Below are 26,585 nucleotides of genomic sequence, written 5' to 3' on the forward strand. Positions count from 1 at the left end.
ATGCCATTCAATAATCGAACACTTATCTGCCGGACTGTCTTGTAGCGAAAGGTCTGTGGGATACCGCAGATCCCGCCAGCACTACCCAAACGTCAGTGAGTAGAGCTCCACGCCCTTGCCAGCCTCCACTTGCCCTCCAAGCTGTAGTGCAGCGCCTCCGGCTGCACCTTCGCAAACTCGTGGGTTCCGTCCTTGTACTCACCCGCGTGATTAGAAAAATATTCCGCGCGCCGCGTGCCCAGGTACGTCTCCGGGTTCCGCTTGCGGGAACTGGTGGCGCCATTAGAAGAATCCCCACCTTCCTCTACCGGCGAAGGCAGCTCGATACCCGGATTGGCCGCCGAGAGTAGCTCGCGGACCAGGTGTTCGGTCTCGGCATAAGCGCCCTCGCCCTCGTGGATCTGGCGTACCTTGCCCGTGTGGTCCACCAGATAATGCGCAGGCCAATAGCGGTTATTGAAGGCCCGCCACGTGGTGAAGTTGTTGTCCTGCGCGACGGGGTAGTGGATGCCCTGGTCGCGGATGGCGGCGGTGACGTTGGAGGCCTCGTGCTCGAATGCGTACTCCGGTGCGTGCACGCCCACTACCTGCAGGCCGCTATCCCGGTAGCGGTCGAAAAGCTTGGTGACGTGCTCGTTGGCGCGCTGGCAGTTGATGCAGGCATAGGCCCAGAAATCCACCAGGGTGATGCTCTGCTTGCCGTTTACCTTCGCCGGGTGGCGCGGATCCACAGGCGTTTCGGTATTCTGCCAACTCTCTAGGTCGGCGAAGGCCGGCACCGGGCCGCAGTCCTGCAACTCGTCGGGGGCAGAATTGCGGCAAGATTCCAGACTGCCGTCGCCGACGTTGCCACCGCTGCCGTTGGCCTGCTGTATCGCATTCTGGGTCCTGTCCGAAGCGTTGAACTGCTCCTGCACGCCCGCGGTCCAATCCGGTAGCGCCCGCTGCAGCGCCGCCGGAGCGTTGAACGCTATCGCCACTGCCAACACAATCACCAGTGCACCCGCGCCGTAGGAGATGCCCTTGCGGTGAGCACGTACGAAATCCGCCCGCGTGCCGATTCGCTTGCCCGCCAGCGCAAAAAAGAACAACGGTGTGCAAGCACCGATGGCAAAACTGATCGCCAGAATCACGTTGCCCCAACCGATCTGCCCCGTCGCACCCGCCACGGTAACCGCCGCCAAAACCGGCCCTGCACAGGGGGAATACACCGCACCCAGCGCCAGACCGATGCCAAAACCGGAGCCTCCTCCCGTGGTGAGGCGTTGAATCCACTGCGGAATGCGAATCCGCGCAAAAGGCCGTTCCAGCTGGTCGCTCAGCGCTGGCCACAGCATGCTTACACCGACCAGTACCAAAAGCACGACGCCCGCCCAGCGCAGCAGATCCTTCGGCAGCCCCAGAGCACTAAGAACCACAGTGCCCAGCAGGGTGACCAGCGTAAAGCTCAACGCAATACCTGCTGCCACCAGCCACGGTTTGCGCCGTCTATCTGCACTAACCGCCAGCACAATCGGCAGCACCGGCAGGATACAAGGCGAAAGTCCCGTCACCAGCCCGCCGATCAACCCGATGAACGCTATCTCCCATGCCATGTCTCCCGTGCTCCTTCTTGCTCTTTGTGACGCCACCACGTGCGTTACCGGGGTGGTTTTAAAACGAGTTATGTGAATGATTACGGAGCGTTTGCGTGAAATGGATTGGAGAAAAATTTTTTTTAGCTGCCGTCCAATCCGCCGTGGGGGAGGGTGCCGTATGTACTCATGACACGGTCCTTAAGGGGGCTGTGTGGAACCCGAAAACTACTCCCGAAGGAGACTTAAAAATGATGATTCGCAAGACCAACTCTGGGAATGACCGAGCAGCTGGATTCTCTGTAGGTCGCGCCGCCGTTGCCGTGGCGCTGACTGGCGTAATGGGACTGGGACTGGTGGCCTGCAATGATTCCGACGATAAAGGCTCCGAGGGTAAGTCTTCTTCCAGCTCTTCCTCCGAGATGACGACTGAGGAAAAGATGAGCGAAGAGAAGATGACCGAAGAGAAAATGACTGAGGAGAAGATGACCGAGGACATGAAGGGAGGCGCACAGATGTCCGGCAAGAACGACAACATGATGGAATCCGGGGAGAACATGATGCCGAACAAGCCCGCAATGTCCGAAAAGATGCCTGAGAAGATGTCCGACAAGATGGACGGGAAGACGGACGGCAAGATGAAAGACAAGGTCGAAAACATGATGGAGACCGACGAAAGCATGATGCCGGACCTGCAGGGCAAGCACAATCACTAACAAACACGTAGTTTGCCCAACGCACTACGATGAAAATGGTGGCCATAGTCGATAGAGAAACGCCTGAGAGTTTGATGCTGCTCGCCCAAAAGGGCGATGCGGCGGCTTTCGCGCGCCTTTACGACCGGATCGCCCCGAACGTCCTGGGGCTTGCCCTGCAAATCATCCACGACCAGGCACAAGCAGAGGAAGTCACCCAGGAAGTCTTCATCGAACTCTGGCAGCACGCGGCAGACTTTGACCCTGCGAAGGGCTCAGCCAAGGCCTGGATTCTCCGTCGTGCGAGGCTCCGCGCAATTGATCGAGTTCGAAGCGCCATTGCCACCCTGAAGCGGGATGACCGGGAGGCCTTCCTGGTGGCGTCAATAAAACAAGAAAGCGTGGAAGACGAAGCATTACGGAACGTGCAACGGCATGCAGTGCGAACCGCGTTGGACATCATGGGCGAGCCGCACAAGACTGCGATTCTCTTGGCTTACTTCGGTGATATGACTCATGCTGAACTGGCCGCAACGACTGGTGTGCCACTCGGAACTGCGAAGACGCGCGTACGCGACGGGCTCCGTAAGTTGGAGAAAATCCTGAAAGAACAACGCGATGCCCTGGCGAAAGGGGGTGCCTCATGAACGAAAACAAGCCGAAGTTTGGGGAGCTGGAAAGCGATTTGGCTGCATTGGCCGAACCTGTCGCGCCTCCGTCACAGCTGAAGTCGGACATTATGGATGCGATTACGTCGGGCAAGTTCCCGCAGATCCCGCCGGGTGATGAGGTCGCGCCGGGCGAAGACAGCGCAGCAAACAACGTAGTGCCTTTGTCGAAGGCAGCTGTGTCGAAGGCAGCTGGCTCCCGCCGGGGATTCGCACGCGCAGCGTTTGCTGCAGCTGCCGCAGTCGTCCTGCTGGCCGGCGTAGGGATCGTCGGAACCACCAGCGGATTGTGGGGCAGCTCTAGCGAGGACTCCAACGTGGCGGAAAGCAACTCGAAGCAGCCCACGCAAAACGTTGAGGAAGAGGCCCCGGAGGTGTTCTCGGACGGCGAGGGCGCAGCCCGTGCGGACGGCGACGAACCGATGCAGGGCAAAGAAGCGGAAGACCACATGCACTCGATCATGGCAATGGGTGATGTACGAAGCGTTTCGCTTAAAGCCGATGGTTCGACACTCGATGTCGTGGTTTCCGCGAAGATGGATTCCGGCGGTGCGATGGTCAATGGTGCGCCCGACTTGAAGAACGGCATGGGCGCCCAGGTGTGGTCCATCGACGAAAAAGGATCCGCCCGCTCGGCCGGTGTGATTGGTCAGGATCCGCACGACAATGTGTGGATGCCATTGCCGGCGGACACGATAATGGTGCGCGTTACCGAGGAGCCGATGGCCGGAAGTAAAGAACCGGGTGGGACGGTCTTGGCCGAGGGGAAGCTTTAGGCGCGATGCCCTATGCAGAAGTGGGAAAAATCAAGGGGGACGGGACCGCTTCAAAAATCCCCGAAACGGTCTTGGTATCAGCGCCTCTTGCTTGTGGTTGCCGCCACGGTCGGGGTTTGGATCCAAGGTCTTATTGCGACTTGTGTGTTCGCCTCCCTCGGGTTGCTCTTTGGCGTGGATCTTCTCCGGATTGAGGACAGTGAGCACCTTGGCGAGAAAGTCGTGGAACTACCCGTAATCCACGTTGTCGAGGGGGACATGACCAATGCTTCGGTCACCTACTGGGATGAGAAAGAGAACCGCATTCAAATTGATGGGGTTTCGGCTGATTGGAGGCAAAGTGTGTACCTAGAAGACGGTTACTTGCGCGCAGATCTAACTGCCACCAACGGGCCTCAAGATCGAGGGTCCATCACCTGCAAGCTCATGCAGAATGGCAACATCATCATGCAGCAGACTGCGACTGGTCCAGGCGCGAGTGTTAGATGTGCGACTAATTGGCATCGCATACCTGAACACATTCCGGATAATCCAGACATTCTCTACGCTCCACGTGGTGGTGCCCCATCGGCAGCAAGTAATGTTGAAGAAGCGAGCTAGACAACCCCCCAACCAACGGAGCGCCACGACCCATGACCAGCATGAACACCACGTATCGCTACACCGACCCCTTCACCGGTACGCCACAGACTATCGACGGACCTGAAGGCAAGGCGTACCTCCTGGTCGAGCGCGGTGCGGAAGTTCGCCCAGGTGCGCCGATGGAGTTCTACAACGATCGCGAGAGCGCCCGCGAGGCCGTCATGGCCCGACTGAATGAGAAGGCCCGCACCCTGCAGGACTACGAAGAGTACTACGTCACCCACGCCACTCTGCGTGGTGCCCAGCTCTAGCACTATCCATGCGCAACCTGCGGCAAAAGATTCTCCCGGTTCTGCAACGGCGGGCAAAGTGGGCCTCCTTCAAGGCACTTTCCTATTCTTTCCGAGCCGCCGCAACTGCTGTTGAACTCTACGCAAATCTCTTCCCCGGAGTGCGCCTGAACAGGCTCTATGCCTTGGATCCCCGCCGCGGTTTCGCCATCATTGGCGCGGAGATCGGCATGTGGAATGCCTTTTCGCCCTCCCTACTTCCGCACCCCTGGTGGGCGGTTGCTGGCAATGCCTCCACGTCGCAGGCAGTGGGGCATCTTAACGGCACCATCATTGCCAGCGCCGCTTTGCCAGCCTTGCGCGCAGCAGGGTTGGACCTGCAGGAACTGGTAAACAAGCCTGGCTATCGCACCGCCTACCGCGGGATCCACGGTGCCTTTACCCTGGCAACCGTTGCTGCTGCCTATCGCTTTTACAAGCGGCAGGGGGATTCTGCCGAGTTGGTTCACAGCCAACGCCTGGGCGCTCCCTCTGCCTTCATCGGAGTGGCCGTCAGCACCCTTGGCTATGGTGCGTTCCTACTGCTTGGCGAGCTACTTCAATCCAGCTTCGACCTCACCCGGCACTCGCTACGCCGGTTCGTCCCCGCTCCTGTGGCGGTGCCTATAGCCGCGGGAGCAGTGGGCGTCATCGCTTATCTCATCTCCGACAAGATCTTGCTGCGGCAGTTCCTAGAGAAGTTTAACGAGAAAGCCGAACTAGTAAATCGCCGCGTGTACTGGGGTTATCAGCAGCCATGGGAGCCCGAGCGGTCGGGCTCGGTGTGGTCGCATGAACGCTGGATCTCGCTCGGCGCGCAAGGCCGCGTACTGGTCGGCGGCGGGCCACGGGCGCGCGACATTACAGAGGTCACAGGTTGTACCGACGTGCATGAGCCGATCCGAATCTACGGTGGCTTGGCTCCGGGACGCACGCTCGAAGGCATCGTTGACCTAGTAAAACGGGAGTTGCTGCGCACCGGGGCGCTGCACCGTTCCGCCATCATCATCCACACCTCTACCGGCACGGGATGGGTACCGGACTGGCAATTGGATACCGTGGAGTTCCTCACAGGCGGAAACTGCGCCAATGTGACTATGCAGTATTCCTACGTGCAGTCACCCGTCGCTTATGCGCTCGATCGCGATACGCCGGTGCGCGCCGCGAAGTTGCTTATTGACGCCGTGTTTGAGTTGCTGGACGGCATGCCAAATGCGCCGAAGGTGTTCGTGACGGGCGAATCCCTGGGAGCGTATGGCACGGCGGCAGCTTTTGACGGGCTGGAGGACATGTTGGCCAAGGTGGATGGGGCAGTGCTTTCCGGAGCTCCACGGTTTACCAAGATGATCCGCGAGATCACGGAGTGCCGTGGTGAGGGTTCGCCGGAGCGACTGCCGCTCTATGACGGGGGGCGTCACGTGCGTTTCCTCAGCCATTCCGACCATCTAGACCATGATTGGCGCGGACAAGAATACGTCGAGAAGTGGCAACACCCACGGGTCGCGGTAGTGCAGCACGCCTCCGATGCGATTGTCTGGTGGGGTCCGGAGTTGTTTTGGCGGGAACCGGATTGGCTGCGCGAACCGGGTGCCAGGGGAGTCCCGGCGCCAGCCACCCAGCACAGTGACGTGGTGGATAAGCTGCGTTGGATTCCGTTCACTACCGGCTGGCAGGTAGCGATGGACATGCTGAACTCCAAGCAGGCTCCAGAAGGTCACGGCCATAATTACCGTGGCATCATGGTGCCTACGTGGGAGCGCATCCTCGGCCCCGATCTGGTGCGGGTGCCGCTCGATCCTGCGCTGCAAAAGCGCATCACCGATTGGATTACAAAGCATTCACGGGATACGCGCCGGGAAGAAGACCGCTTCCTCGATCGCTTTGGTTTCGGAGTAGCGCGCGAGGACTAGGCTGCCGACTGTGGCGGGTAGGGATTACTGCGGCGGGGTGAGGTAATCGTCGATGGGGCGCGCAATGGCTTGCCGCGCACGTTCCTCCGAAACACCCAGCATTCGCAGCAGATCGAGCGCAAGATCATCCCCAGCTGTTCTGCTATTCAACGTCGGATCCTGATGCAGGCGCTGGCCCAGCATCGCGGAAGCTCCAAAGAGGATCGCTGCTGCTGTTTCGGTGCTTGCGACGTGGAACGATCCATCTTCCACGCCTGCGCTGATACGCTCGCGTAGTAATCTGACCAGCTCATTTGGCATGGTGTAGAAGTCGGGGGAACGCCGCACAATCGTCTTCGACAACGTGGGCACGAGGCGGTGTGCATAAGCCAGGATGCGGATGTTCGTGGCCGCCGCATCGATGGAATCAAGGTCCTGATCCGTGGCCATTTCAAAAATGATCACCAAGTGGTTCACTGCATATTCGGCGACTTCGTCGAAGAACTGCGTGCGGTCTTTGAACGCATTGTAGAAACTGCCGTTAGACACCCCGGCCTTTTGGGTAATCGCCAGGATGGAAAGATCCGTCCGCTCTTCCGCAATCAGCTCTATTCCGGCGCGCAGCAGCGCCTGTTTAGTCCGTTCGCGGCGCGTATCCGCCTGTTCGCTGCGGTTGAAGATAGCCTGCATCCACGCGGCGGTATCGATGTGTTGTTCGCCTGCTCGCACGCGCGGATTCACCCCTTTTCTTGGTGACGCCTACCTGTTTCAACCACACCCACCCCAGCAAGGGCTCCGGTGCGCGAATCTATAGCTTTCTATCAGGTTAACTCACCGGCGGCTCAGGCTAAGAAGGCGCATCTGCTCGTCGCGAGAGTTGACGATCCGCTTGCCATAGGGGAAGCACGTCACAGGGATGAGCTTCAGGTTTGCCCAAGCCAGCGGGAGGCCAATAATGGTGACGGCTTGGGCGGCGGCGGTGGCAATGTGCCCGACTGCCAGCCACACGCCCGCAACAATAAACCAAACGATGTTGCCGAAAGCTGCCAGGCCGGTCGGCATATCGGTTTCCACAGCTTCGCGGCCAAACGGCCAGATCACAAAGCTGGCGAGGCGGAAGCTTGCCACGCCAAAGGGGAACGTGACGATGAGCAGACAAGCCAGGAGGCCGAAGAGAACATAGAGAAGTGCGAGCCACAGTCCAGCAGTGATAAACCAGATGATGTTGAGGATCAGACGAATAAGTTCCATAAATCCACTATATTCCGGGAACCCGGCAGGGGAGCAGGGTTAGACATCACACAATCTGACCACCGAGCGCTTCGAGCAGCGCCGCGGCTTTCACCAGCGTTTCCTCGTGTTCTGCCAACGGGTCGGAGTCCGCGACTATCGCCCCGCCCACCCCGAACGAGCACTCCCTGCCATCGTCGACGAGAGTTCGGATCGTAATGTTCATCTCCGCTGCGGTGTTTGGCGAGATCCAGCCAATTGCGCCGGAGTACAGTCCGCGCGGTCGTGGCTCAAGCTCTTCAATGATCTGCATCGTGCGGATTTTCGGCGCTCCCGTCATGGATCCACCAGGGAAGCTGGCCTCGATCACGTCGACGGCCTCCAGTCCCGTGCGCAGTTGTCCCGTGATGGTGCTAACTAGCTGGTGGACATGCGAAAAACTCTCCACCGAAAATATTATCGGCACCTGAACGCTGCCCGGTTCACAAACCCTCCCGAGATCATTGCGCAGCAGGTCGACGATCATCAGATTCTCCGCACGATCCTTCGGGTTGCTCTGTAATTCATGACGCCCCTTCGCATCCGCCACCGCATCTTCCACGCGGGGTCGGGTGCCTTTAATTGGCTTGGCCGAGACCTCACCGCTGGGCGAGATTTTCAGGAATCTTTCCGGGGAGGCGCTGAGAATATGCAAGGGCGCCTGACCGGGACGGTGGAAGCGCAGAAACGCCCCATAGGGCACAGGGCTAACTTCGCGGAGCCGCAGGTAGGCGCAGAGCTCAGCCGACTCACACGACGCAGACGACACAGCCGATGGGGAAGGGACGGGAGTGGTGGCGGAGCGAAACTCTGGCAGATCGCGTAGCGCCGGCCCCCGGGCGGTGTTAGTAAGACAAACCTCGTAGCTATCGCCTGCAGCGATGTAATCCAGGCAGCGTTGAATACTGTCTAGGTACTGCTGTTTGGACTGGTCGAAGTGAAAAATGGCAGTGCGAGGTGCCGGGGTGGAGTGCGCGAAATCTTCGGTGGAAAACGGTACACGAGCGATGCGTTGCACCTCTGCCACGGTTGCATCGAGCCATGCCAGCTGCTGGGCGTGTGCGTCCTGCTCGTTGTTCGCGTCCGGCAGTATCGCCATCGCGTAGGCCACAGCAGCCGCATGGTCAATCACCACGGCTCGGTCGGCGTAAAGCAGGGCTGCGTCCGGGTGATCTTCGTAGGAGCGAGCGATGTCCTCCACCCCGTAGCCCAGCGCGCCCACCCAGCCAAGTGCAAAGTCGCAGGGCCAATTGTCGGGCACTTCCACCCGTGCGGAAAGACTCTGCCGAAGTTGGGAGAAGAACGCCTTCGAGCTATCTACCTGGGGCAACCAAGTGTCCGCGAGCGGGCCAGCGTTGTTTGCCAGCACACTGATGTTTCCGCCATTGCCGGAGGAATCGAGCCAGGCCGCGGTGGGGGCGTCATTAAACAAAGACAAAAAGACCCGCGACGCGACACATCCGGTGCCTTCCCCAGAGCCTGTCGGCTGCAGGGGGATCGTGCGGAATGTGAGGCGGCGCGGGGTCATGTACGCCATTATCGCGCGCCGGGTTCAGCGCGCGGCCTGGGGGTATGGATTAGAGGCGGTGCTTGCCACCCTCGTCCGGATCTTCACCCGGGCCCTCGGCCAGTGGGAAGTCGGCCTCGGCGGCGTCCTCAGCGTCGGTGGTTTCGGCGGCACCCTGGCCGCTACCTGCGTGCGGAGCAGCCGGAGCACCCGGAACAGCAACGCCCGGTCCGGGAGCGCCTGCAGCCGGAGCGGCTGGAGCTGGTGCTTCCGGAGCAGCCGGAGCGCTGGAGGTCTTCTGGTTCTCAGCCTTATCCTCGGCCTTGTCCTTTACATCGTTCTTCACATCGGCAGCCTTGGCCTTGGCCTTCTCGGCAGCACCAGTGGCCTTGTCAGCGAAATCCTGAACCTTCGGGGAGTTCTGCGGAGCATTCTCGCTCTTGCGCAGGAAGTTCACCACTGCCGCCCCAGCAGCAATGAGCACGGCGAGCAGCAGGAACTTACCGAACACGCCGCCCTTCTTTTCCTGCTTCTTCAGGCCCTTCTTCTCAGCCTTGGCCAGCGCCTTGTTCTGAGCCTTGCTGGTGGCGCGAGATACCTTCTCATCCAGCTTCGCAGCACGCTTGCGCGCATCCTTGTTCGCGCCCTTTGCCTGCTTCTTCGCGCGCTTGGCAGCCTGCTTCTTGGTTGCCTCGAGCTTCTTCGTCAGCTTCTTCTGGTTCTTCTTGGCGCTCTTCGTCAGATCCTCGGTGCGGGCTTCCACGTTGTCGCGCAGGCTACTGGTGACCTCCTGGCTACGAGCCTGGAGATCCTGAGCATTGTCCTTCAGCGCTGCGGTGAGCTGAGCGATCTTCTGCTCGCGCTTGTCAGCCTGCTTCTTCGCCTTCTTTTCGGCCTTTACCTGCGCCACGTCGAAGCGATCGCGCAGCTTCTGGGTGCGCTTATCGATCTTCTTGCGCAGCTTCTCTGCATCTACGCCGAGCTTGTCGGCCAGGTCAATGCTGTTCACGTTCTCGCCCTTCTTCTTTAGTGACGCCACAGACTTCGCTGCCTTGGCGCGAGCCTTCTCTGCCTTCTTAGCTGCTTTATCTGCAGTTTTCGCTGCCTTGTTGGCAGCCTTGTCGGTGGACTCAGCGGTGTTGTTCTGGAAACCGGTAGAAGCCATGTCATCAACATCCGCAGTGGTGTGCTCATCAGAGACATGTACCTGGTGGTGCCTGCGAGCTGCTGCCGCCGCGCGAGCCTTCTCCAAAGCTGCCGCTGCGCCCTCTTCGTTGCGCATAAGCTCCGCCACAGCCTTTACGTGGGCAGGAGAGCCAGCGATAATGCCTTCCCGCTCCTCAGCGGCGAGGTTGTCGCGAAGCTGCTGCAGAGCGTCAAACTCCTGGCGACGCTTAAACTCCTGGCGATTTTTCAACATGGTGCGACCCTGCTTGGCGCCACGTAGCGCCAGCCTTAGCGTGGTGGGGTTCATCGTGCGGGATGCTCCTTGAAGATCTATTTGAATGACTAATTTTGTTCGTACTTTTACCCATCCTAAAGAAAATTCCCCACAAAGGATGGGCATTACGCCTTATTGTGCGTATAGGCCAGGGCGGATGTAGGCAATCGTCAATTTCCCGTACAATGGCTCACTGTGAGTAACAAGACTGCAACCGCAATTCTGCACACCAACCACGGCGATATCGCCATCGAACTGTTCGGAAACCACGCTCCGGAGACCGTGGCTAACTTCATCGGCCTGGCTCGGGGCACGAAGGAGTATTCCGAGGCGAACGCTTCCGGTACCAATGAAGGTCCGTTCTACGACGGTGCGATTTTCCACCGCATCATCGACGGCTTCATGATCCAGGGTGGCGACCCGAAGGGCACCGGTCGTGGCGGCCCTGGCTACCAGTTCGGCGACGAGTTCCACCCGGAGCTGCAGTTCGACCGCCCGTTCCTGCTGGCTATGGCTAACGCTGGCCCTGGCACCAACGGCTCCCAGTTCTTCATCACGGTGACGGCCACCCCGCACCTGAACAACCGCCACACCATCTTCGGTGAGGTTACAGACAAGGAGTCCCAGAAGGTCGTGGCCAAGATTTCCCGCGTGGCCACCGATCGTATGGATCGCCCGAACGACGATGTCGTCATTGAGTCGGTAGAGATCCAGGAGTAAAAACTTCTTGCCCGTCCAAGAAGTCACTATCCGCCGGCCCTATCGGCGGTATTCCGTCACCAACGTCTTCATCGCAGCCTGCTGCCTTGTTTTCGTGGTGACGGTTTTTCAATCCGGCAACATTGTCAGCCCCCTCGAAGGACGCTCGACACTAGGTTCCGGAGCCGAGAATCTCGGACTGAAGATGATCTTCAACGCCACCAATGTCACCCTCTACGGTGAATGGTGGCGAATCCTCACGGCCGCTTTAGTGCACTTGAGTCCAGTACACCTGGGTTTCAACATGCTGCTGATTTTCCTGATCGGCCGCGAGGTCGAACGGTCCTATGGGGCGGTTGTCATGCTTAGCCTCATCGTCGCCAGCGCTGCCGGTGGAGCCTTGGCCTGCATGTACTTCCAGCCGGAAGTTCCTGTCGGCGGAGCCTCTACCGTAGGTTATGGGCTTTTTGCCATGCTTATTTCACTATCCCGGGTTGAACAACGCGACCTACGCGGTCCCATCACCTTACTCCTGGTGAACCTCGGATACTCCTTTATGCTCACCAATGTTTCGGTGTGGGGGCATATCGGTGGGCTCGCTGGAGGCACCATCATTGCACTTGCCACCAGTGCCACTGGAGCGGATAGCAACGGGGGCGAAAGGGCGTCCACAAAAAGAAAGACCATCGCAGCAACAGCCGCGACGGTCATTTTGGCCTTTACGATATGGACCGGCCTGGGGTGGCACTACTAGAGCTAGCTACTTCCATCCCATAGTCATTAACAGACCGACGATCAACAGGGCGAAGCCGATCAGGTAGTTCCATGCGTTGAGCTCAGCCATGAACGGGATCTGCGGGCCAGCAATGTAATTAACAACCAGCCAGGCCAGACCCAGAATCATCAGCCCGAGCATCAGCACAATGTACCAACGCGGAGTACCGCTGGAGTTCAGCTTCACGGGCGTGCGACGATCCGCGGAGGAGGAACTGGAGTAGTTCTCCTCCGCGGAATTAACCTTGGACTTTGGCATTGTTCAAAAACCTCAAAGGGATTGACTGCGAAGCGGACGGTAGGCGAGGTACCGAGCGCCCATGGGCAAAATATGTACCCAACGATATTAGCAGCACACCCCGGCAATGCTATGCACGCTGCACGCTAGACTCTTTGTTATGCGCATTCTCGTGATCGATAACTACGACAGTTTCGTATACAACCTCGTGCAATACATCGGACAGCTGGGGTTTAGCGGAAACGACTGTGTAGTTCTGCGCAATGACGCCCCCGAACTTGCGGACGCAGGAGCCGATAACGAGACCAATGCCGATGGCCTGGCTGCGATGTTGCAGGAGTTTGATGCGATCCTGCTCTCTCCTGGCCCAGGCGAGCCGAGCACCGCGGGGCGCATGTTGGATGTGCTGAAGATCGCCGTTGAAAAGCAGATTCCGCTGCTTGGCGTCTGCCTTGGACACCAGGCGATCGGTATGCACTTCGGCGCAGAAGTGGTGCGTGCAGATGAGTTCTTCCATGGCAAGACCTCCCCGGTCACCCACGACGGCACCGGTGTACTGGCCGGGGTGCCGAGCCCGTTCCGCGTGACTCGTTACCACTCCCTGACAGTCGATCCCGCGACGGTACCGGAAGAACTACAGGTCACGGCCACTTCCGATTCCGGGATGATCATGGCGATGCGACACCGGAAGCTGCCAATCCATTCTGTGCAATTCCACCCCGAGTCCGTGATGACGCAATACGGCCACCTGATGCTCGCCAATTGGTTGAACGAGGCAGGGCGACGTGGGCCGGGTGCGGAAGCCGATGTGATACCGGCTGAACTAGTTAACCGACTGGTTCAGGAGCAGCTAGAAGTAACTGGCGCTATCAGCGCCGAAGCGTCAATGCTGTAGCGCTAGGGCAGAAGGTTAAAGACATACACCGTGACGGTGATGTCTGCGTCACGCTTGATGACCTCACCACTGTGGATTGATTGCTGCGCGACCTCATCAACACGCGCCAGATCCGGAGTGTTCTTATTCTCTCGGTGCAGCTGCTCCGGGGTGCCGCGCCAACCGGCGGCCTGCAGTGCGCGGAATACATCGCCGTACTTTTTACCTTGCAGGGAAGGCATCTCGAACTGGTTGCCCAGGGATACCTCTAGTGTGACCTCGCTGCCCTTGGGCAGCTTCTCTCCCTCGTTCGTCGCGGAGAGCACCTGACCCTTCGGCTCGACCGAATCCACCTGTTCGACGATCACCTTGAATCCGGAGGATTCCAGGTTCTCCTTTGCATCCTCTATCTGCTGGCCGGTTACTACCGGCACTCGAATATCCTCCGGGCCAGTCGAGACGGTAATCGCTACCTTGGTGCCAACGGATACCTGCGAACCTTGCGGCGGAGTCTGCGTGATGATCTTGCCCTTCGGCACATCCTCGCTCGCCTCTTCCTTGACCTCCGTGTTCAGCGCCAGCTTCGCCTGCTTCAGGAGCTTCTGCGCTTCCTCGGTGGTCTTACCCGTCAGATCCGGCACATCGGTAATCTCACGGCCGTTGGAAACCAGCAGTTTAATCTCGGTGCCCCGTTCGATCGACGTTCCCGCCGCCGGGTCGGTGCTGATAGCTTTGCCGCGGGCGATCTTGTCGTGCGTCGTTTCCTCGACAGTCACCTGGAAGCCTGCGTCCTCTAGCAGCTTCTGCGCTTCGGCGCGATCCTTGTTGGCAACGTTAGGAATCTTCACCTGCTCGACCTCGACGGGCTTATCGTTTCCGTCGTCAGCGGAGATCGATTGGTAGGCGAAGTAACCACCGGCAATCAGAGCAGCGATACCCGCAACCCAAGCAATGGGCGCCCACCAGCGGCGCTTGGGCTTTTCCTCGTAGTATTCACCGTCGTACTGGTCGTCGTAATCGTCGTTATAGCCACCGGCATAGCCATCGTCGTAGTCGTCCTGGTACTCGCTGTCGTACCCGTCGCTATAGTCGCTGCTGTAGTCATCGCTGTGGGCAGACTGCTCGTAATGCCCAGCAGCTACCGCTCCGCCATTGGCAGGCAGCACAGTGGTCTGGGGATCTTCGTCCCAGTTGCCACCGGATCCATTGCCACGCGCCGCGTGGGCGCCGGCAGCTCCCGCGGCGGCACCGGCGGCTAGTCCCGCAGCACCCGCACCGCGGGAGCCTGCATGGTGGAATCCCGTGCCGGCCGAGTCGGCGTCATTGGCATAAGCCTGAGCGACGAGCGGCAATTGATCCTCAGAAAGGCGCTTGAGATCCGTCGACATCTCCTGCGCATCGTCGTAGCGATCCGCAGGAGACTTCGCCATAGCGGTAAGGGCGATGGAGTCCAAGCTCAACGCCTCACGCTTGGAAAGGTGCATACCAGGAACCTTGGACGGTGGTTCCGGGTTCTCCTGTACGTGCTGGAAGGCAACGGAAAGCGGAGACTCACCGTGGAACGGTGCTTTGCCGGTGGCCAGCTCGTAGAAGACACAGCCCGCGGCGTAGATGTCGGAGCGCGCGTCGGCGGACTGGCCTCGCGCCTGCTCGGGGGAAAGATACTGGGCAGTGCCAATGACGGCAGCGGTCTGCGTCATCGCCGAGGAACTGTCGCTCAGCGCTCGTGCAATGCCAAAGTCCATGACCTTCACTGCGCCGGTATTCGTGATCATCACATTGGCGGGTTTAATGTCACGGTGAATAATGCCCGCTTCGTGGGAAAAGTACAGCGCGGAGCACACCTGCGACATCACAGATGCGGCTTCGGTGAGACTCATCTTGCCTGAGTCTTGAATGATGTCGCGCAGCGTCTCGCCGTGGACGCGCTCCATGACGATATACGGCACTGCGCCGTCCTCGTCGGGAGTCTGACCCGTGTCGTACACCGCGACGATGGCGGGGTGGTTCAACTTTGCGGCGTTCTGTGCTTCGCGGCGGAAGCGCTCCAGGAAGGTTGTGTCGCGCGCCAAGTCGGGGCGCATCATCTTCACCGCAACATCACGGCCCAGGAGTTCGTCGGTAGCGGCGTAGACGTCAGACATGCCACCCGTGCCGATGGTGGCACCTAGGCGGTATCGGCCACCCAAGGTTGTGCCGTTTCGGTCCACGCCGTTGCTCCTTTGTCTGCCTCGTCGTATGGGTCGTGTGCGACTTAACTCTCGCTACGCTCTTGTTGGGCCTAGCTCGTTGGGACGCTAGCCGGAGTGCTAGCCCGGATACTTTGTGGAGTTGCCAACTGAACCCAGAATACGTTTTTTGTCACTTTGATTGACGAATAATAGTCGAATTTGTTGTGCGGACATAGTTGCTTACTCATGGGCGCTGTCGGTGTGGACTTAATCCAGTTCTTTTCCAGAGCCCATTTTCTACAAGACTGGCTGGTTCTCGGCATTGTTTGTCATGCTAAGGAACTCGCTCGGCAGGTTGTTATCTGCTGAGGTCGCGTTGTCGTTCGTGTTTGGGCTATTTGGGCGGTTGGGAGAGTTTTGCGGGTTTGGTGCGGCGGTAGGCTCGGCCGCCCCGTCAGCATCTCCGCCGTTGTTGCCGTCACCGTTGCCATTGCCATTTCCGTTGCCGTTATTGTTGCCACGCCCGCCACCGTTAGGGAAGTGTGGGAGCGACGGGAACAACGGGCTACTCTCTCTGGAGCTTTCGGTCTCCTCTCGCGTGGACTCGGTCGTCCGGTCATCGCGATCATTGGTCGTGTCCGTCGGAGCTGGGCTATCCGTTTCGGCGGGTACGCTTCCACCGCCCTGGCTCGTCGGCTGTTCCTCACCAGTCGGCTCGGTCGTCACCTCGTTGGTCACGGTCATAGTCTCGGGGTTCGGTGCGGCATCGTCATTGCCACGAGTGAGGAGGAATGTTGCCAGCGCCAGCGCAACGATGCTGACGAGCGCCAGAATAACCACAATAATGTGGTTCTTTTTTCGTGACGCCCCCTGCGAATCCTTCGCTCCACGTGCCATCGCGGCATTGCCGGTGCCCACGGCCGGTCCGGGTTCACTCTGGTAGGCCGGTTGGTACGAGGAACTCGGGTAGTTGGAGTTCGGTACCGACGGCACTCGGGTGCCCGGGCCGGTGGCCACATCTCCCAATTGCTCGGTGAGCGGATGCGGATCAGTGCTGACGTTCGGCACGTTATGAGGAGACGGGGGTTGCTTACCTTCTGAAACCAGCACAGTCGCGGCGGCTAGCTCTGCACCGTCTGCGTAGCGCGTGCGTGGATTCTTGCGCAGGCATACCCTGATGAGTTCTCGGAGGTTGGGGTCGATCGTATCCGGCAGTTCCGGGGGAGTCTCCGAAATATGCTTGATCGCCACTGACACCGTGGAATCGCCAGAGAATGGGCGGTAGCCCGCCAGCATTTCGAATCCCACAACACCGAGGGAATATACGTCACTGGCAGGGCCGACCTGATCGCCCTGGGCCTGTTCGGGGGAAACGTACTGGGCTGTACCGACCACCATGCCTGTGCGCGTGAGCGGTACGGCGGCAGCTGCCTTGGCGATGCCAAAGTCAGTGATCTTGACGAAACCGTCGGAGGTGATCAGCAGATTGCCTGGCTTGATGTCGCGGTGCACTAGGCCGGCATCATGGATTGCCTTAAGACCCGCGGCGGTTTGCGTCAATACGTCAAGCGCCAGATTCTGAGGCAGCGAGGCTTCGCGCGACAGTACATCGGCAAGGGACTCGCCACGGATGTACTCCATGATGATGTAGCAGAACACCGTCCCGTTGTCTGGAGCCTCGACCTCACCGGAGTCATAAGTATTGACGACATTGGGGCTGGAGAGATGCTGAGCGGCGGAGGCCTCATTGCGGAAACGAGCACGGAATTCTTCGTTTTCCGTGTACTCAGGTTTGAGGATCTTAACGGCGACGTCGCGTAGTTTTTCCGTATCGTGAGCCAGCCACACCGTAGACATGCCTCCGCGGCCAATGATCCACTGCAACTCGTAGCGTTCGCCCAGTAGTCGTTGCGTGCGCTCGATCTCGGTGCGGTCGGGTTGACGGGAATCGCTCATGGCTACTGCTGCTCCTTTTCAGCTGCGTGGATCACGGCACGCCCAATGGGGCCGGCAAGTGAACCGCCGGTGGCGGCACGGCCACGGTCACCACCATTTTCCACTAGAACGGCGACGGCGACATCGGCGGAAGTGGAAAAAGCAATGTACCAAGCGTGGGGGTTCGAGTTGCGGGAATCCTCGCCGTGTTCGGCCGTACCGGTCTTCGACGCGATGGTGGCGTCCCCGCCGGCCCAGTTTTCAGCATCCACCATGAGTTCCTTCAAGGTATCTGCTGTCTTTTCCGGTATCGCACGGCCAGCCTTCTGCGGCTTGGTGGTCCGCAGCGTGGACAAATCGCGGCCCGTGATTTTGCTAACGAGGTACGGCTTCATGCGCACCCCGCCGTTGGCGATGGTGGCGGCAATCACCGCGTTCTGCAGCGGAGTCAGAGCCACATCACGCTGACCGATGGAGGACTGACCCAGTGCTGCGCCATCCGGGATGTCGCCCAGCCGGGAGGGTTCAACGGGCATACCCAGGTAGTCGTCTTTTTCGCCGATACCGAACTTGCCGGCAATGTCCTTGAACTTGTCCGCTCCGTGGCGGGTGGAAATATCCACAAAGGCGGTGTTACACGAGCGCTTGAATGCTTCGCGGAGGGTGGTTTGGCCTCCTCCGCCACATGCGGCGCCACCGTAGTTCTCCAATGTTGTGGCCGTATCGGGCAGCGTGATCTGGGGAGCGGCGGTGACGGTTGTGTCCGGAGTGTCGCCCTCCTCCAGAGCCGCAGCGGTGGTGATGACCTTGAAGGTCGAGCCCGGCGGCTGGATCTGCTGAGTGGAGCGGTTCAACAGGGGAGCGTTCTCATCGTTGGCGTAGTTTTCGAAGTTAGCCTTCGTTTCTTCAGCAGGCGGGCCGACAAGCTTAGCCGGGTCGGTTGACGGGGTGCTGGCCATTGCCAACACCTCGCCCGTCGATGGGCGAAGTGCCACCACGGAACCCGAATAGCCCTTGTTAGCCAGCTGGTCGTAGGCAACTTCCTGCACTTTCGGGTTCAGTGTCAGTTCGACATTCGCCCCGCCGAGTTCCTTGCCCGTCAGCATGTCCCACGTGCGGGTCGCGAATAGCGAGTCGTCCTCGCCGGTCAGGATTGAGTTTTGGGAGGACTCAATACCGGAAGCGCCGTATTGATCCGACAGGTAGCCGATCACGGAGCCGTACTTCGCGGACATGTAAGGGTATTCGCGATCATAAAAGTCTTCGGAGTCCTTCACGGACTTAGCCAGCACCTGGTCACCGGCGATGATGCTGCCGCGCTCCTTTGACTTAGCCTCAAGGAATTGACGCGAATTCAGCGGATTCTGTGCCAGCGACTTTTGTTGGAAAGCCTGGATATAAGTCAGGTTTGCGATCAGGGCCATCACCAGGATGAAGCTAAAGATGGCTACCGCGCGGATGGAGCGATTCATGCTTCCTCTCCTTCCTTGATGGCCAGTGGTGTGCGGGCGTCATGCGAGATGCGCAGAATAATCGCCAACAGTATGTAGTTCGCCAACAGTGACGAACCACCGTGCGACAGGAACGGTGTTGTCAGGCCAGTCATAGGCAGAAGTCGCGAAATGCCGCCGGTGACAACGAAAATCTGGATGGCGATGGTCAGCGACAAACCGGCGGCAACGAGCTTGCCGTAGGAATCGCGGGCACGCATTGCAGTATTAAAACCACGGGAGACGAACACGATGTAGGCCAACAACACAGCAGCCAGACCGATAAGCCCCAGTTCTTCGCCGATGGCAGCCAGGATGAAGTCCGAGTGCGCGACCGGGATGTTGTTCGGGTAGCCCTCGCCGAGCCCGCGGCCGGTCACACCGCCGAAAGACATGCCAAATAGTGCTTGGGAAAGCTGGAAGCCGTTGCCGTCGTAGTTCGCCAACGGATCGACGAAGTTAGAGACGCGATCCTGGATCTTCGCCGAGATCTGGTACACGCCGAATGCGCCGATGAAAGCTAGCCCCAGACCCAGCACCAGCCAGGAGGCGCGGCCTGTCGCCATGTACAACATGCCCAGCACAGTGCCGAATAGCAGCAGCGCGGGCCCAAAGTCGTTTTGCGCTGCCATGATCATCAGCGCAATGCCCCACACTAAAAACAGCGGCCCCAAGTCACGCAAGCGAGGAAACTGCAGTCCCAGGAAGGACTTTCCAGCCACCGTGAAGAGGCGGCGCTTATTCACCAGCAGAGTGGCAAAGAACAGCAGCAGCATGATCTTTGCGAACTCGCCCGGCTGAATGGAGAACGGGCCGATGCTGATCCACACGTTTGCATCAGCATTCAACGACGTGGGCCAAACGATCGGCAGCGCAATCAAAATCAGACCAGCAAGACCCAGCAGGTACGAATAGTTCTGCAAGGATCGATGATCCCTTAAAAAGCTGATGACCAGGCAGAAAAGCACCACGCCGATGGCGGTCCACATGATTTGGGATTTCGCCAGGCTAAGACCTGAGCCCAAATCCAGCCGGTAAATCACAACCAGACCAATGCCGTTGAGGAGTGCCGCGATGGGAAGCATGATCTGGTCGGCCTCTGGAGCCATCCAACACACCACGAGGTGGGCGACCAGGAAAGTGGCAAAAAATCCGCCGACGAGGTAAAACACCTCGGAACTAATTTCATTGCCCTGTGAGATCTCCAGCGCCACGATGGCGAGCAGCAAAATGATTGCGGCCAGAAGCAAAAGCCCGGCCTCTGTACGTCGGCTAAAAAGCTTCATAGGTTAGTTCACCTCGCGGCAGGAAACTCCGGGGGTGGTGAGGTCTTCCGGCGCTTCGGTGGGTTTCTCAGATTTCGAGTTGTTGTCCTTTTGGTTGTCCTCGGACTTCTTCTTATCGTCCTTCTTGTCAGCTTCCTTGTCGGTTTGCTTGTCAGACGGCACGCGCGTTACACACACTGGCAGTGTTTGTTCCGCCAGGCGAGTGATCTGGCCGGAGACTTTGTCATAAGAGTCCTCCGGCAGATCCGCCAGCGCACCCTGAGCAGCCGGGGTCAGATCGGAAGTCTTAAACAGGTGGCAATCGCCGCCTGCACCGGGCTCGACGAAGGTCGCCTTGCCATTGTCGTCCAGGCAGATGTCTTGGTGCACGGAGTTCAGTTTGATCCCTAAGACGGAACTATCCGTACCGTTCATCAACTTGAGCTGTGAGTTTTCCTCGGCCACGTAGTACGTGTCCTTGATGCGCTGGTACGTCACATACCCCACCGCACCTGCGGCTGCGATGACCACCAACACAATTGCGAGCGTTACCCACAGGCCGCGCCGGGACTTCTTCGGCTTTTTGGTTTTTGCTTTGCCGGTGGGTTCTACACCTTCGCCGTCGTCCTCGCCGTGACTCTGATGAGTCCGTTTGCCTGCTGGTGTAGCCGTCGCAGGTTCAGGCTCTTCTTCTGTTGCGTCCTTTTTTGGTGACGCCGCTGGCGTGGTCAAAAGCCCTTGAATTGCCGCGGCGCGAGCTGCTGAAGAATCCGGACGTGGCATTTCTGCTTCTTCGCCCGCGATAGCTCCTGCTAGTACCGGGCGAGATGGCAGAGTGAGTTCTGGATCGGTCGGCGAGTTGGACTGGGCGTCAAACTCAACAACATCAGCGACAACAACCGTGACGTTGTCAGGTCCGCCACCGCGCAGTGCCATTTCGACGAGTTTGCGGGCGGCCTTTTCCGGGGTGCCACGGGAGAGGACTTCGCGGATCGTCTCGGGGCTTACCGGGTCGGATAGACCGTCGGAGCAGAGCATGAAGCGATCGCCGATTTGTGTCTTTTCGCGCCACAGAGTGGGCTCGACGGGGCGTCCAGTGAGAGCCTTGAGGATGAGGGAGCGCTGCGGGTGACTGCTGACGTCCTCCGGCGCGAGCTTGCCTTCGTCGACGAGAGACTGAACGAAAGTGTCGTCCTTCGTCACCTGGCGAAGCTCACCATCGCGCAGACGGTAGCCGCGAGAATCGCCGATATGGCAGATGGCAACTTCATCCTCGCAAAAGAGCATGGAGGTCAGGGTGCAGCCCATTCCGTCCAGGTTCGGGTGCTCATCTACGTGCGATTCGATGTCCTGGTTGCCTTCGTCGACGGCAGTAGCCAGCAGGTTCTCTAGCTGGTCACGGTTGTCAGACTCGTCGATAAGCGGGGAGTCCAGGGGGCTGAGAGCATTAATGAGGAACTGAGAAGCAACCTCGCCGGCCGCGTGGCCGCCCATGCCGTCGGCGAGCGCGAGCAGGTGTGGGCCCGCATAGGCGGAGTCCTCATTATTGCCGCGAACGAGGCCGCGGTCGGAGCACGCGGCAAAGTTTAGAGTGCGATCGGTAGCCCTGGCCTTGCCCTCGGTCATGCGTCCATCCTCACGTGGGTCTGGCCGATGCGGATTTCCATACCGGCGGAGAGTTTAACGGGCTGGTCTAGGCGTTCATTGCCAATCCAGGTTCCGTTGCGGGAATCGAGGTCTTCGACGTACCAATCCGAGCCCCGGCGGAGCAGCCGGGCATGGGAACCGGAGGCGAAGTCATCCTCCAAAACCAATGTGCACGACTGGGAACGGCCGATCGAAACGTCCTGGTAGCCCTTTAGGTTGAGCGTGGTGCCAGCCAGTGGGCCGGAAGTGAGCTCCAAAGAGGTGGGCGACTTGTGACGCCGAAAGGAGTGACCGGATGATGATGGCTCGTTCATCGGAGCGTTGTAACCCGCGACGATAGGTGCCCCGCCGGCAGGGGCTAACCCGGAGGTGCGGTCTGCATCCTTTTTGAGGGAGCGAACAGTCATCCAGATGAAGAACCACAACAAAAGCAACAGGCCAATCTTGACCAGCAAAAGCAGTGTGGTCTGCACGGTTTCAACTCCTCAACAAGGTAGGGGCCCAGGACTCACATGTCCGACAAGGGCACATGTGTATGTGAATAGCCTAGTTTAGATGACCCCTGAGGAGTAGACGAGAAAGAAAATGGCTCCTAAAAACGCGGAATTTTAGTGGAACTCGACGCCGATCTCGGAGTGACCAAGCGAGATAACGTCACCGCTTGCCAGCAGCCAATTTTCAATCGGAGTGCCGTTGACGGAGGTGCCGTTGGTGGACTGCAGATCCGTCAGCACAGCGTCGTACCCATCCCAGGTGATGTCTGCGTGCTGACGGGAGACGCCCGTATCGGGGATGCGAAGATCCACGCCGTTTCCGCGTCCGATGATGTTGCTGCCCTTGCGTAGTTCATAGGTGCGGTCGGAACCATCATGCAGAGTGAGGGTGACCTTGAGCTCCCGCTCGTTGCCGTCCGCGCCTACGCCGCCGCGTACCGGAGCGGGGGTGCTTTGCACGATAACTTCAGTGCCCGGGTAGCTGGCTGGACGCTCAAAGCTGTCGCCTGCCTGCTGGTTGTGTTGGTTCTGTCCGTAGTGCACGGCGCTGTCTCCCTGGTTCTGTGACTGTTGTGGTTCTTGCTGCTCGTGCTGTTCGTACTGTTCAGACTCCCTAGACGGTTCAGGCTCACTGGTTTCTTCGTACTGTTCAGCCTGTTGATTGCGCGCGAAATCTGGTGCGGCGTGGTGCACAGCGGCTGCCCCGCCGAGTCCTGCGGCGCCCGCCGGGGACACTAGATCTCCCAGGGACTTGCTTGCACCGTTCGCGCCCGTAGCGTCCGAAGCGTTTGCGTCGTTGGAGTGGTTGTCGTTGGGGTTGTAGGCGTCGTAATCCTGCGATACCAAAGAGCGCTCCTCAGACTGCGAATATGGCCACTCCGGGTGCCCCTCATGTGGTCCAGCCTGTGGGTAGGAATCCTGATAGCCGCCGTCTGGATTGCGGAAGGGATTGACGCCCCCCTGCTCAGTCGCATTAGCCTCCCCAATTGCGACATTTCCTCCTGGGATGTCGTTGGTGCGGGGGACGTCGAAACGCGCATCTGCGCGCATTTGACCCGAGTGCAGGCCGTCATGAGGTGCAAGATTCACCTTGACTGGTTCGTTGGTGCGCCAGCCTTGGTTACGGATGAAGCGGCTTAGGCGGTCGCCCATTTCTTCTGCGAGGCGGGGACGCGACTCGGTGAGGCTGGCGTAGTCGCGGGTGCTGACGAGAACCTGGAAGTGGCTTGGGGCTAGGCGCTGCCCCTGTGCATCCGTCATGACGGATTCCTCGGCGTATTGCTTGAGAACCTCGTCGATCTCGGTCGGGACAACCTCTCCGCCGAAGACGCGCGCGAAGCCGTTATCCAACCCGCGCTGAAGCGAGCTGTCAAGCTTCTTGAAACGTCCAAATAGGCTCATTGTCCGTAGTCCTCCTATGTGGTCTTGTGTTTTCCAGTACTGTCTCGTGCCTGTGGCGCAGGGCGTGGAAGCCAATCGACCTATAGGTCGTGGGGCGCCGGAATAGCAGGCTGTACAGTGCAGTCGCTGCTCCGCTGCCGCGAGTTCAAAGCGGAGTGGATCTGCGTGAAAACAGCTACAATGCGAGCATTTAGTTGGCCATTATAAGGGTAATAGTGTTGTGCGTGCATTTTCCCGCAGGTCAAGTGTGTTTTTTGGAAGCATGCATGCATCGTGCTAGAGTTTCATTTCGTTGCCAGCGAGCATCGCTCCTGAAAAGGAATGTGCGGCTTTAGCAGGTAAGACAGTGTAAAGACCATGTGTCCTACATAGTCACTCGGGCGAGTGGCGGAATGGCAGACGCGCTGGCTTCAGGTGCCAGTGTCCTTCGGGACGTGGGGGTTCAAGTCCCCCTTCGCCCACAGAATAAACACCCCGCTGGGTTGAGATCTTAAGGATCTTGGCTCCGCGGGGTGTTTTGTGTTGCTCGGGGCTATCGATGGGTGCATGGCGGTCGGGTGTAGGATCTCACACTGCAAACGGGTCGTGGTCGGCATCGCGATGAGCTTGGATTTCTAGATCGTGAGCGATCTTCTCGGCAAGAGGGGCGCCGAAGTAATGAGAAACAAATGCAATGGCCATGTCTGTGCCTGCCGCAACGCCTGATGAAGTCCAACGATCACGGTCATGAATCCAGCGAGCTGATCGTTTCCACTCGACATTTCTGCCGAAGCTGCTGGCCCAGTTAAAAGCACGTTTGTTGCTGGTGGCGGAATACTCTTCCAATAAACCGGCCGCAGCCAGGATCGCGGACCCTGTACATACTGAACAGATGAGAGACGCTGAGCTCGCTATCGAATTGATCTGAGTGAGGAAAGCAGAATCCTTCACAAGAGCTCGCGTGCCCTCACCGCCAGGAACTACAACGGTGTCGCAGGTCAAGGTGCTGAAAGCCGTGTCTGGAACAACCTCCACACCTTGAGAACTAGCAACGTTGTTTCCGTCCGCGGAGGCGAATTCCAACTCCAGGCCGGGTACCTTGGCGAAGATTTCAGCGGGGCCAAAGACATCCAGCAACTCGAATCCGTCGAAAAGAATAAATGCGATGCGCTTTGGCTGCTCGTTATTGATCTACCTGCTCCTGAAGTTGTGCTAGCTCTTCGTGTAATAAGGACTGATCGATCGCGATCGCAGTAGCCACACCCGCGCCCATCGCCTGTGAAACCTGATCCGGCGAACTGGTGACATTGCCTGCGGTCCAGAGTCCGGCCACCGAGGTCTGGCCGCGGGGTTGCCGCAATACCCAGCCGTTTTCGGCTTCGCACCCGGCAGCAAGGAGGAGTTGATCGTTGGGGTGGAACTCGGGGCCTGTAAAGCAAGCCTCGAAGGCATGGGTGGCACCTGGAGTCGTGGAACTTGGATCATTGCTAGTGCTTACCAATACTCCCGATTCCGATTCTGGGTTTGGTTGTATGCCGGAGACGGGGGCGTCCAAAAGAGCAACACCACGCTTTTCGAACAGCGCGCGGTCAACCTCCGAGAGGGAAAGACCGTTGGTGAAGAACGTGACGTGGTCGGTCCATTTACGCATTAGATGCACCATGTGCACCGTGAATCCAGGGTTCTTGCCGCCAATGACGGCAAGCTTTCGATCGCGAACCTCGTAGCCGTGGCAGTAAGGGCAGTGGAAGACCCGGGACCCCCATAGTTCGGCCAGTCCCGGCACGTCCGGCAGTTCGTCGGTGATACCAGTTGCCACGAGAATCTGTTTGGCATGGAGGCGTGAGCCATGTGTGAATGTGGCCTCCCAGGTGCTGCCAACCCGTTCGAGAGCGGTGACTTCCCCGGGGATCACGGTGCCGCCGAAGGAGGTGAACTCGCTGCGACCTTGGTCTAGTAGATCCATGGGGTTAGCTCCATCGCGCCCCAAGATGCCGTGCGCATGTGCACTGAAGCGGTTGCGGGGTCTGCCGCTATCCACGATTGATACGTGGCGGCGAGCGCGGGCAAGGGTTATGCCCGCTGCTGTGCCTGCGAATCCGCCACCGACAATGAGTACGTCGAGCGGGTCGGTGGTGTCGTTTTCCATGGCCTTGCTCCCTCCGAATGTTGTACGTGGCCACTCTACCCACGAAGTTACACGTGTCTTTGAGCGTTTGGCATAGCGGTTTGGCTCGGCGCTGCGTGAAAGTCTCGTCCGGGATGCCCCAGTTCAGGCAGGTTATTGAAAACTTTTTGAAAACTCTAATGAAAACGTATTGACAACATGGCAGGTGAGGGGCATCATGGAAAGTGTCAAAGCGACCTGCTAGCCCACCTGGCGAAGAGGAATTGGCTCCATGGTTGCCCTCAAATAAAAGGAGTTCATAATGAGCTGCACCACCCACGCCGACCACGATCACAAGCACGGACCGAACTGCGGCCACGTTGCCGTTCCGCACGAGGATCACGTTGATTACGTACACGATGGTCACCTGCACCGCGAGCACGATGGCCACTACGACGAGTGCGAGACCTCCGAGCACCACGTCCACGAGGGGCACGACCACCAGCACGGCCCTAACTGTGGTCACGTTGCCGTTCCGCACGGTGACCACGTCGACTACATCCACGACGGCCACCGCCACGCTCAGCACGGCGACCACTGGGACGATCACTAAACCCCAAGCCCTCGTAGCAATGGTTTTGTTGCGTAGCGAGATAGCGGCCACACAGTATCTACGGCACTTGCTGTATCTACTGTGTGGTCGTTTTTTCTTTGTGACGCCCAGCCTCCCCGGCCGTGCATAGTCCTTTGAGCCTTCACGGTGATAAAGGAGGTGACTACC

The 26,585-nt window shown here is 59.0% G+C and carries 25 protein-coding genes and 1 tRNA gene; 11 read left to right on the plus strand and 15 right to left on the minus strand.

The window, feature by feature from the left end; translation table 11 throughout:
• Positions 1-92: 92 nt before the first annotated feature.
• Positions 93-1,595, minus strand: coding sequence for a cytochrome c biogenesis protein CcdA (locus ACUY2T_RS05920; protein ID WP_448307921.1), 1,503 nt, complete (start codon positions 1,593-1,595; stop codon positions 93-95).
• Positions 1,596-1,825: 230 nt separating this feature from the next.
• On the opposite strand from ACUY2T_RS05920, the gene ACUY2T_RS05925 reads away from it, so the two are divergent.
• Genes ACUY2T_RS05925 through ACUY2T_RS05950 form a run of 6 tightly spaced genes read left to right on the plus strand, consistent with a single transcriptional unit; the run spans position 1,826 to position 6,534 of the window.
• Positions 1,826-2,290 (plus strand): hypothetical protein, encoded by a 465-nt coding sequence (locus tag ACUY2T_RS05925; RefSeq protein WP_448307922.1) that lies wholly within the window; start codon positions 1,826-1,828, stop codon positions 2,288-2,290.
• Between the two features lie 29 nt (positions 2,291-2,319).
• The gene (locus ACUY2T_RS05930) at positions 2,320-2,916 is read left to right on the plus strand and encodes a sigma-70 family RNA polymerase sigma factor (protein ID WP_293791742.1); all 597 of its coding nucleotides are present in this window, start codon (positions 2,320-2,322) and stop codon (positions 2,914-2,916) included.
• Positions 2,913-3,713, plus strand: coding sequence for an anti-sigma factor (locus tag ACUY2T_RS05935; protein WP_448307923.1), 801 nt, complete (start codon positions 2,913-2,915; stop codon positions 3,711-3,713). The genes ACUY2T_RS05930 and ACUY2T_RS05935 overlap by 4 nt, the downstream gene beginning before the upstream one ends.
• Before the next feature lie 12 nt (positions 3,714-3,725).
• On the plus strand, positions 3,726-4,313 hold the full coding sequence (locus tag ACUY2T_RS05940) for an MmpS family transport accessory protein (RefSeq protein ID WP_448307924.1): 588 nt from the start codon (positions 3,726-3,728) through the stop codon (positions 4,311-4,313).
• Between the two features lie 32 nt (positions 4,314-4,345).
• Positions 4,346-4,606 carry a hypothetical protein gene (locus ACUY2T_RS05945; RefSeq protein ID WP_293791737.1) on the plus strand — a complete coding sequence of 87 codons (261 nt, stop codon included), beginning with the start codon at positions 4,346-4,348 and terminating at the stop codon, positions 4,604-4,606.
• Between the two features lie 8 nt (positions 4,607-4,614).
• Positions 4,615-6,534, plus strand: coding sequence for an alpha/beta-hydrolase family protein (locus ACUY2T_RS05950; protein ID WP_448307925.1), 1,920 nt, complete (start codon positions 4,615-4,617; stop codon positions 6,532-6,534).
• 24 nt (positions 6,535-6,558) lie between these two features.
• On the opposite strand, the gene ACUY2T_RS05955 is transcribed toward ACUY2T_RS05950, so the two are convergent.
• From ACUY2T_RS05955 to ACUY2T_RS05970, 4 genes are all read right to left on the minus strand, one after another.
• Entirely contained in the window at positions 6,559-7,242 is a 684-nt protein-coding gene (locus ACUY2T_RS05955; protein ID WP_448307926.1) for a TetR/AcrR family transcriptional regulator, read from the minus strand.
• Between the two features lie 102 nt (positions 7,243-7,344).
• A complete protein-coding gene (locus tag ACUY2T_RS05960) occupies positions 7,345-7,764 on the minus strand; it encodes a YccF domain-containing protein (RefSeq protein WP_448307927.1) in 420 nt (139 codons plus the stop codon).
• Positions 7,765-7,810: 46 nt separating this feature from the next.
• Positions 7,811-9,310 carry an anthranilate synthase component I family protein gene (locus tag ACUY2T_RS05965; protein ID WP_448307928.1) on the minus strand — a complete coding sequence of 500 codons (1,500 nt, stop codon included), beginning with the start codon at positions 9,308-9,310 and terminating at the stop codon, positions 7,811-7,813.
• A 49-nt stretch (positions 9,311-9,359) separates the two neighbouring features.
• A complete protein-coding gene (locus ACUY2T_RS05970; RefSeq protein ID WP_448307929.1) occupies positions 9,360-10,763 on the minus strand; it encodes a hypothetical protein in 1,404 nt (467 codons plus the stop codon).
• Between the two features lie 162 nt (positions 10,764-10,925).
• Here ACUY2T_RS05970 and ACUY2T_RS05975 point away from each other — a divergent pair, with 162 nt between their 5' ends.
• Both ACUY2T_RS05975 and ACUY2T_RS05980 read left to right on the plus strand, forming a co-directional pair.
• On the plus strand, positions 10,926-11,450 hold the full coding sequence (locus ACUY2T_RS05975) for a peptidylprolyl isomerase (RefSeq protein WP_448307930.1): 525 nt from the start codon (positions 10,926-10,928) through the stop codon (positions 11,448-11,450).
• 7 nt (positions 11,451-11,457) lie between these two features.
• Positions 11,458-12,183: a rhomboid family intramembrane serine protease gene (locus tag ACUY2T_RS05980; RefSeq protein ID WP_448307931.1), complete on the plus strand. Its 726-nt coding sequence runs from the start codon at positions 11,458-11,460 to the stop codon at positions 12,181-12,183.
• A 6-nt stretch (positions 12,184-12,189) separates the two neighbouring features.
• Here ACUY2T_RS05980 and crgA read toward each other — a convergent pair whose 3' ends face one another.
• Positions 12,190-12,462, minus strand: coding sequence for a cell division protein CrgA (crgA, locus tag ACUY2T_RS05985; RefSeq protein ID WP_293791727.1), 273 nt, complete (start codon positions 12,460-12,462; stop codon positions 12,190-12,192).
• 139 nt (positions 12,463-12,601) lie between these two features.
• On the opposite strand from crgA, the gene ACUY2T_RS05990 reads away from it, so the two are divergent.
• Positions 12,602-13,336, plus strand: coding sequence for an anthranilate synthase component II (locus tag ACUY2T_RS05990; RefSeq protein WP_448307932.1), 735 nt, complete (start codon positions 12,602-12,604; stop codon positions 13,334-13,336).
• 2 nt (positions 13,337-13,338) lie between these two features.
• Here the strand turns inward: ACUY2T_RS05990 and pknB are convergent, their stop codons facing one another.
• From pknB to ACUY2T_RS06025, 7 genes are all read right to left on the minus strand, one after another.
• The gene (gene pknB, locus ACUY2T_RS05995; protein WP_448307933.1) at positions 13,339-15,525 is read right to left on the minus strand and encodes a Stk1 family PASTA domain-containing Ser/Thr kinase; all 2,187 of its coding nucleotides are present in this window, start codon (positions 15,523-15,525) and stop codon (positions 13,339-13,341) included.
• 258 nt (positions 15,526-15,783) lie between these two features.
• The gene (locus ACUY2T_RS06000; RefSeq protein WP_448307934.1) at positions 15,784-17,442 is read right to left on the minus strand and encodes a protein kinase domain-containing protein; all 1,659 of its coding nucleotides are present in this window, start codon (positions 17,440-17,442) and stop codon (positions 15,784-15,786) included.
• A gap of 2 nt (positions 17,443-17,444) precedes the next feature.
• Entirely contained in the window at positions 17,445-18,893 is a 1,449-nt protein-coding gene (locus ACUY2T_RS06005; protein WP_448307935.1) for a peptidoglycan D,D-transpeptidase FtsI family protein, read from the minus strand.
• Positions 18,890-20,197, minus strand: coding sequence for an FtsW/RodA/SpoVE family cell cycle protein (locus ACUY2T_RS06010; protein WP_293791722.1), 1,308 nt, complete (start codon positions 20,195-20,197; stop codon positions 18,890-18,892). Before ACUY2T_RS06010 ends, ACUY2T_RS06005 begins: the two co-directional genes overlap by 4 nt.
• 3 nt (positions 20,198-20,200) lie before the next feature.
• On the minus strand, positions 20,201-21,802 hold the full coding sequence (locus tag ACUY2T_RS06015; protein ID WP_448307936.1) for a PP2C family protein-serine/threonine phosphatase: 1,602 nt from the start codon (positions 21,800-21,802) through the stop codon (positions 20,201-20,203).
• Positions 21,799-22,296: an FHA domain-containing protein FhaB/FipA gene (locus ACUY2T_RS06020; protein ID WP_293791719.1), complete on the minus strand. Its 498-nt coding sequence runs from the start codon at positions 22,294-22,296 to the stop codon at positions 21,799-21,801. The genes ACUY2T_RS06015 and ACUY2T_RS06020 overlap by 4 nt, the downstream gene beginning before the upstream one ends.
• Positions 22,297-22,431: 135 nt before the next feature.
• Positions 22,432-23,718 carry a DUF3662 and FHA domain-containing protein gene (locus ACUY2T_RS06025; RefSeq protein WP_448307937.1) on the minus strand — a complete coding sequence of 429 codons (1,287 nt, stop codon included), beginning with the start codon at positions 23,716-23,718 and terminating at the stop codon, positions 22,432-22,434.
• A gap of 378 nt (positions 23,719-24,096) precedes the next feature.
• On the opposite strand from ACUY2T_RS06025, the gene ACUY2T_RS06030 reads away from it, so the two are divergent.
• Positions 24,097-24,179: transfer RNA gene (locus ACUY2T_RS06030), tRNA-Leu, on the plus strand.
• 106 nt (positions 24,180-24,285) lie between these two features.
• Here ACUY2T_RS06030 and ACUY2T_RS06035 read toward each other — a convergent pair.
• Positions 24,286-24,888 (minus strand): DJ-1/PfpI family protein, encoded by a 603-nt coding sequence (locus ACUY2T_RS06035; RefSeq protein WP_448307977.1) that lies wholly within the window; start codon positions 24,886-24,888, stop codon positions 24,286-24,288.
• A complete protein-coding gene (locus tag ACUY2T_RS06040; protein ID WP_448307938.1) occupies positions 24,881-25,846 on the minus strand; it encodes an NAD(P)/FAD-dependent oxidoreductase in 966 nt (321 codons plus the stop codon). Before ACUY2T_RS06040 ends, ACUY2T_RS06035 begins: the two co-directional genes overlap by 8 nt.
• Positions 25,847-26,126: 280 nt before the next feature.
• On the opposite strand from ACUY2T_RS06040, the gene ACUY2T_RS06045 reads away from it, so the two are divergent.
• Positions 26,127-26,417 carry a hypothetical protein gene (locus ACUY2T_RS06045; RefSeq protein ID WP_293791712.1) on the plus strand — a complete coding sequence of 97 codons (291 nt, stop codon included), beginning with the start codon at positions 26,127-26,129 and terminating at the stop codon, positions 26,415-26,417.
• Positions 26,418-26,585 lie beyond the last annotated feature (168 nt).

Source organism: Corynebacterium sp. 22-2729, assembly GCF_053479475.1.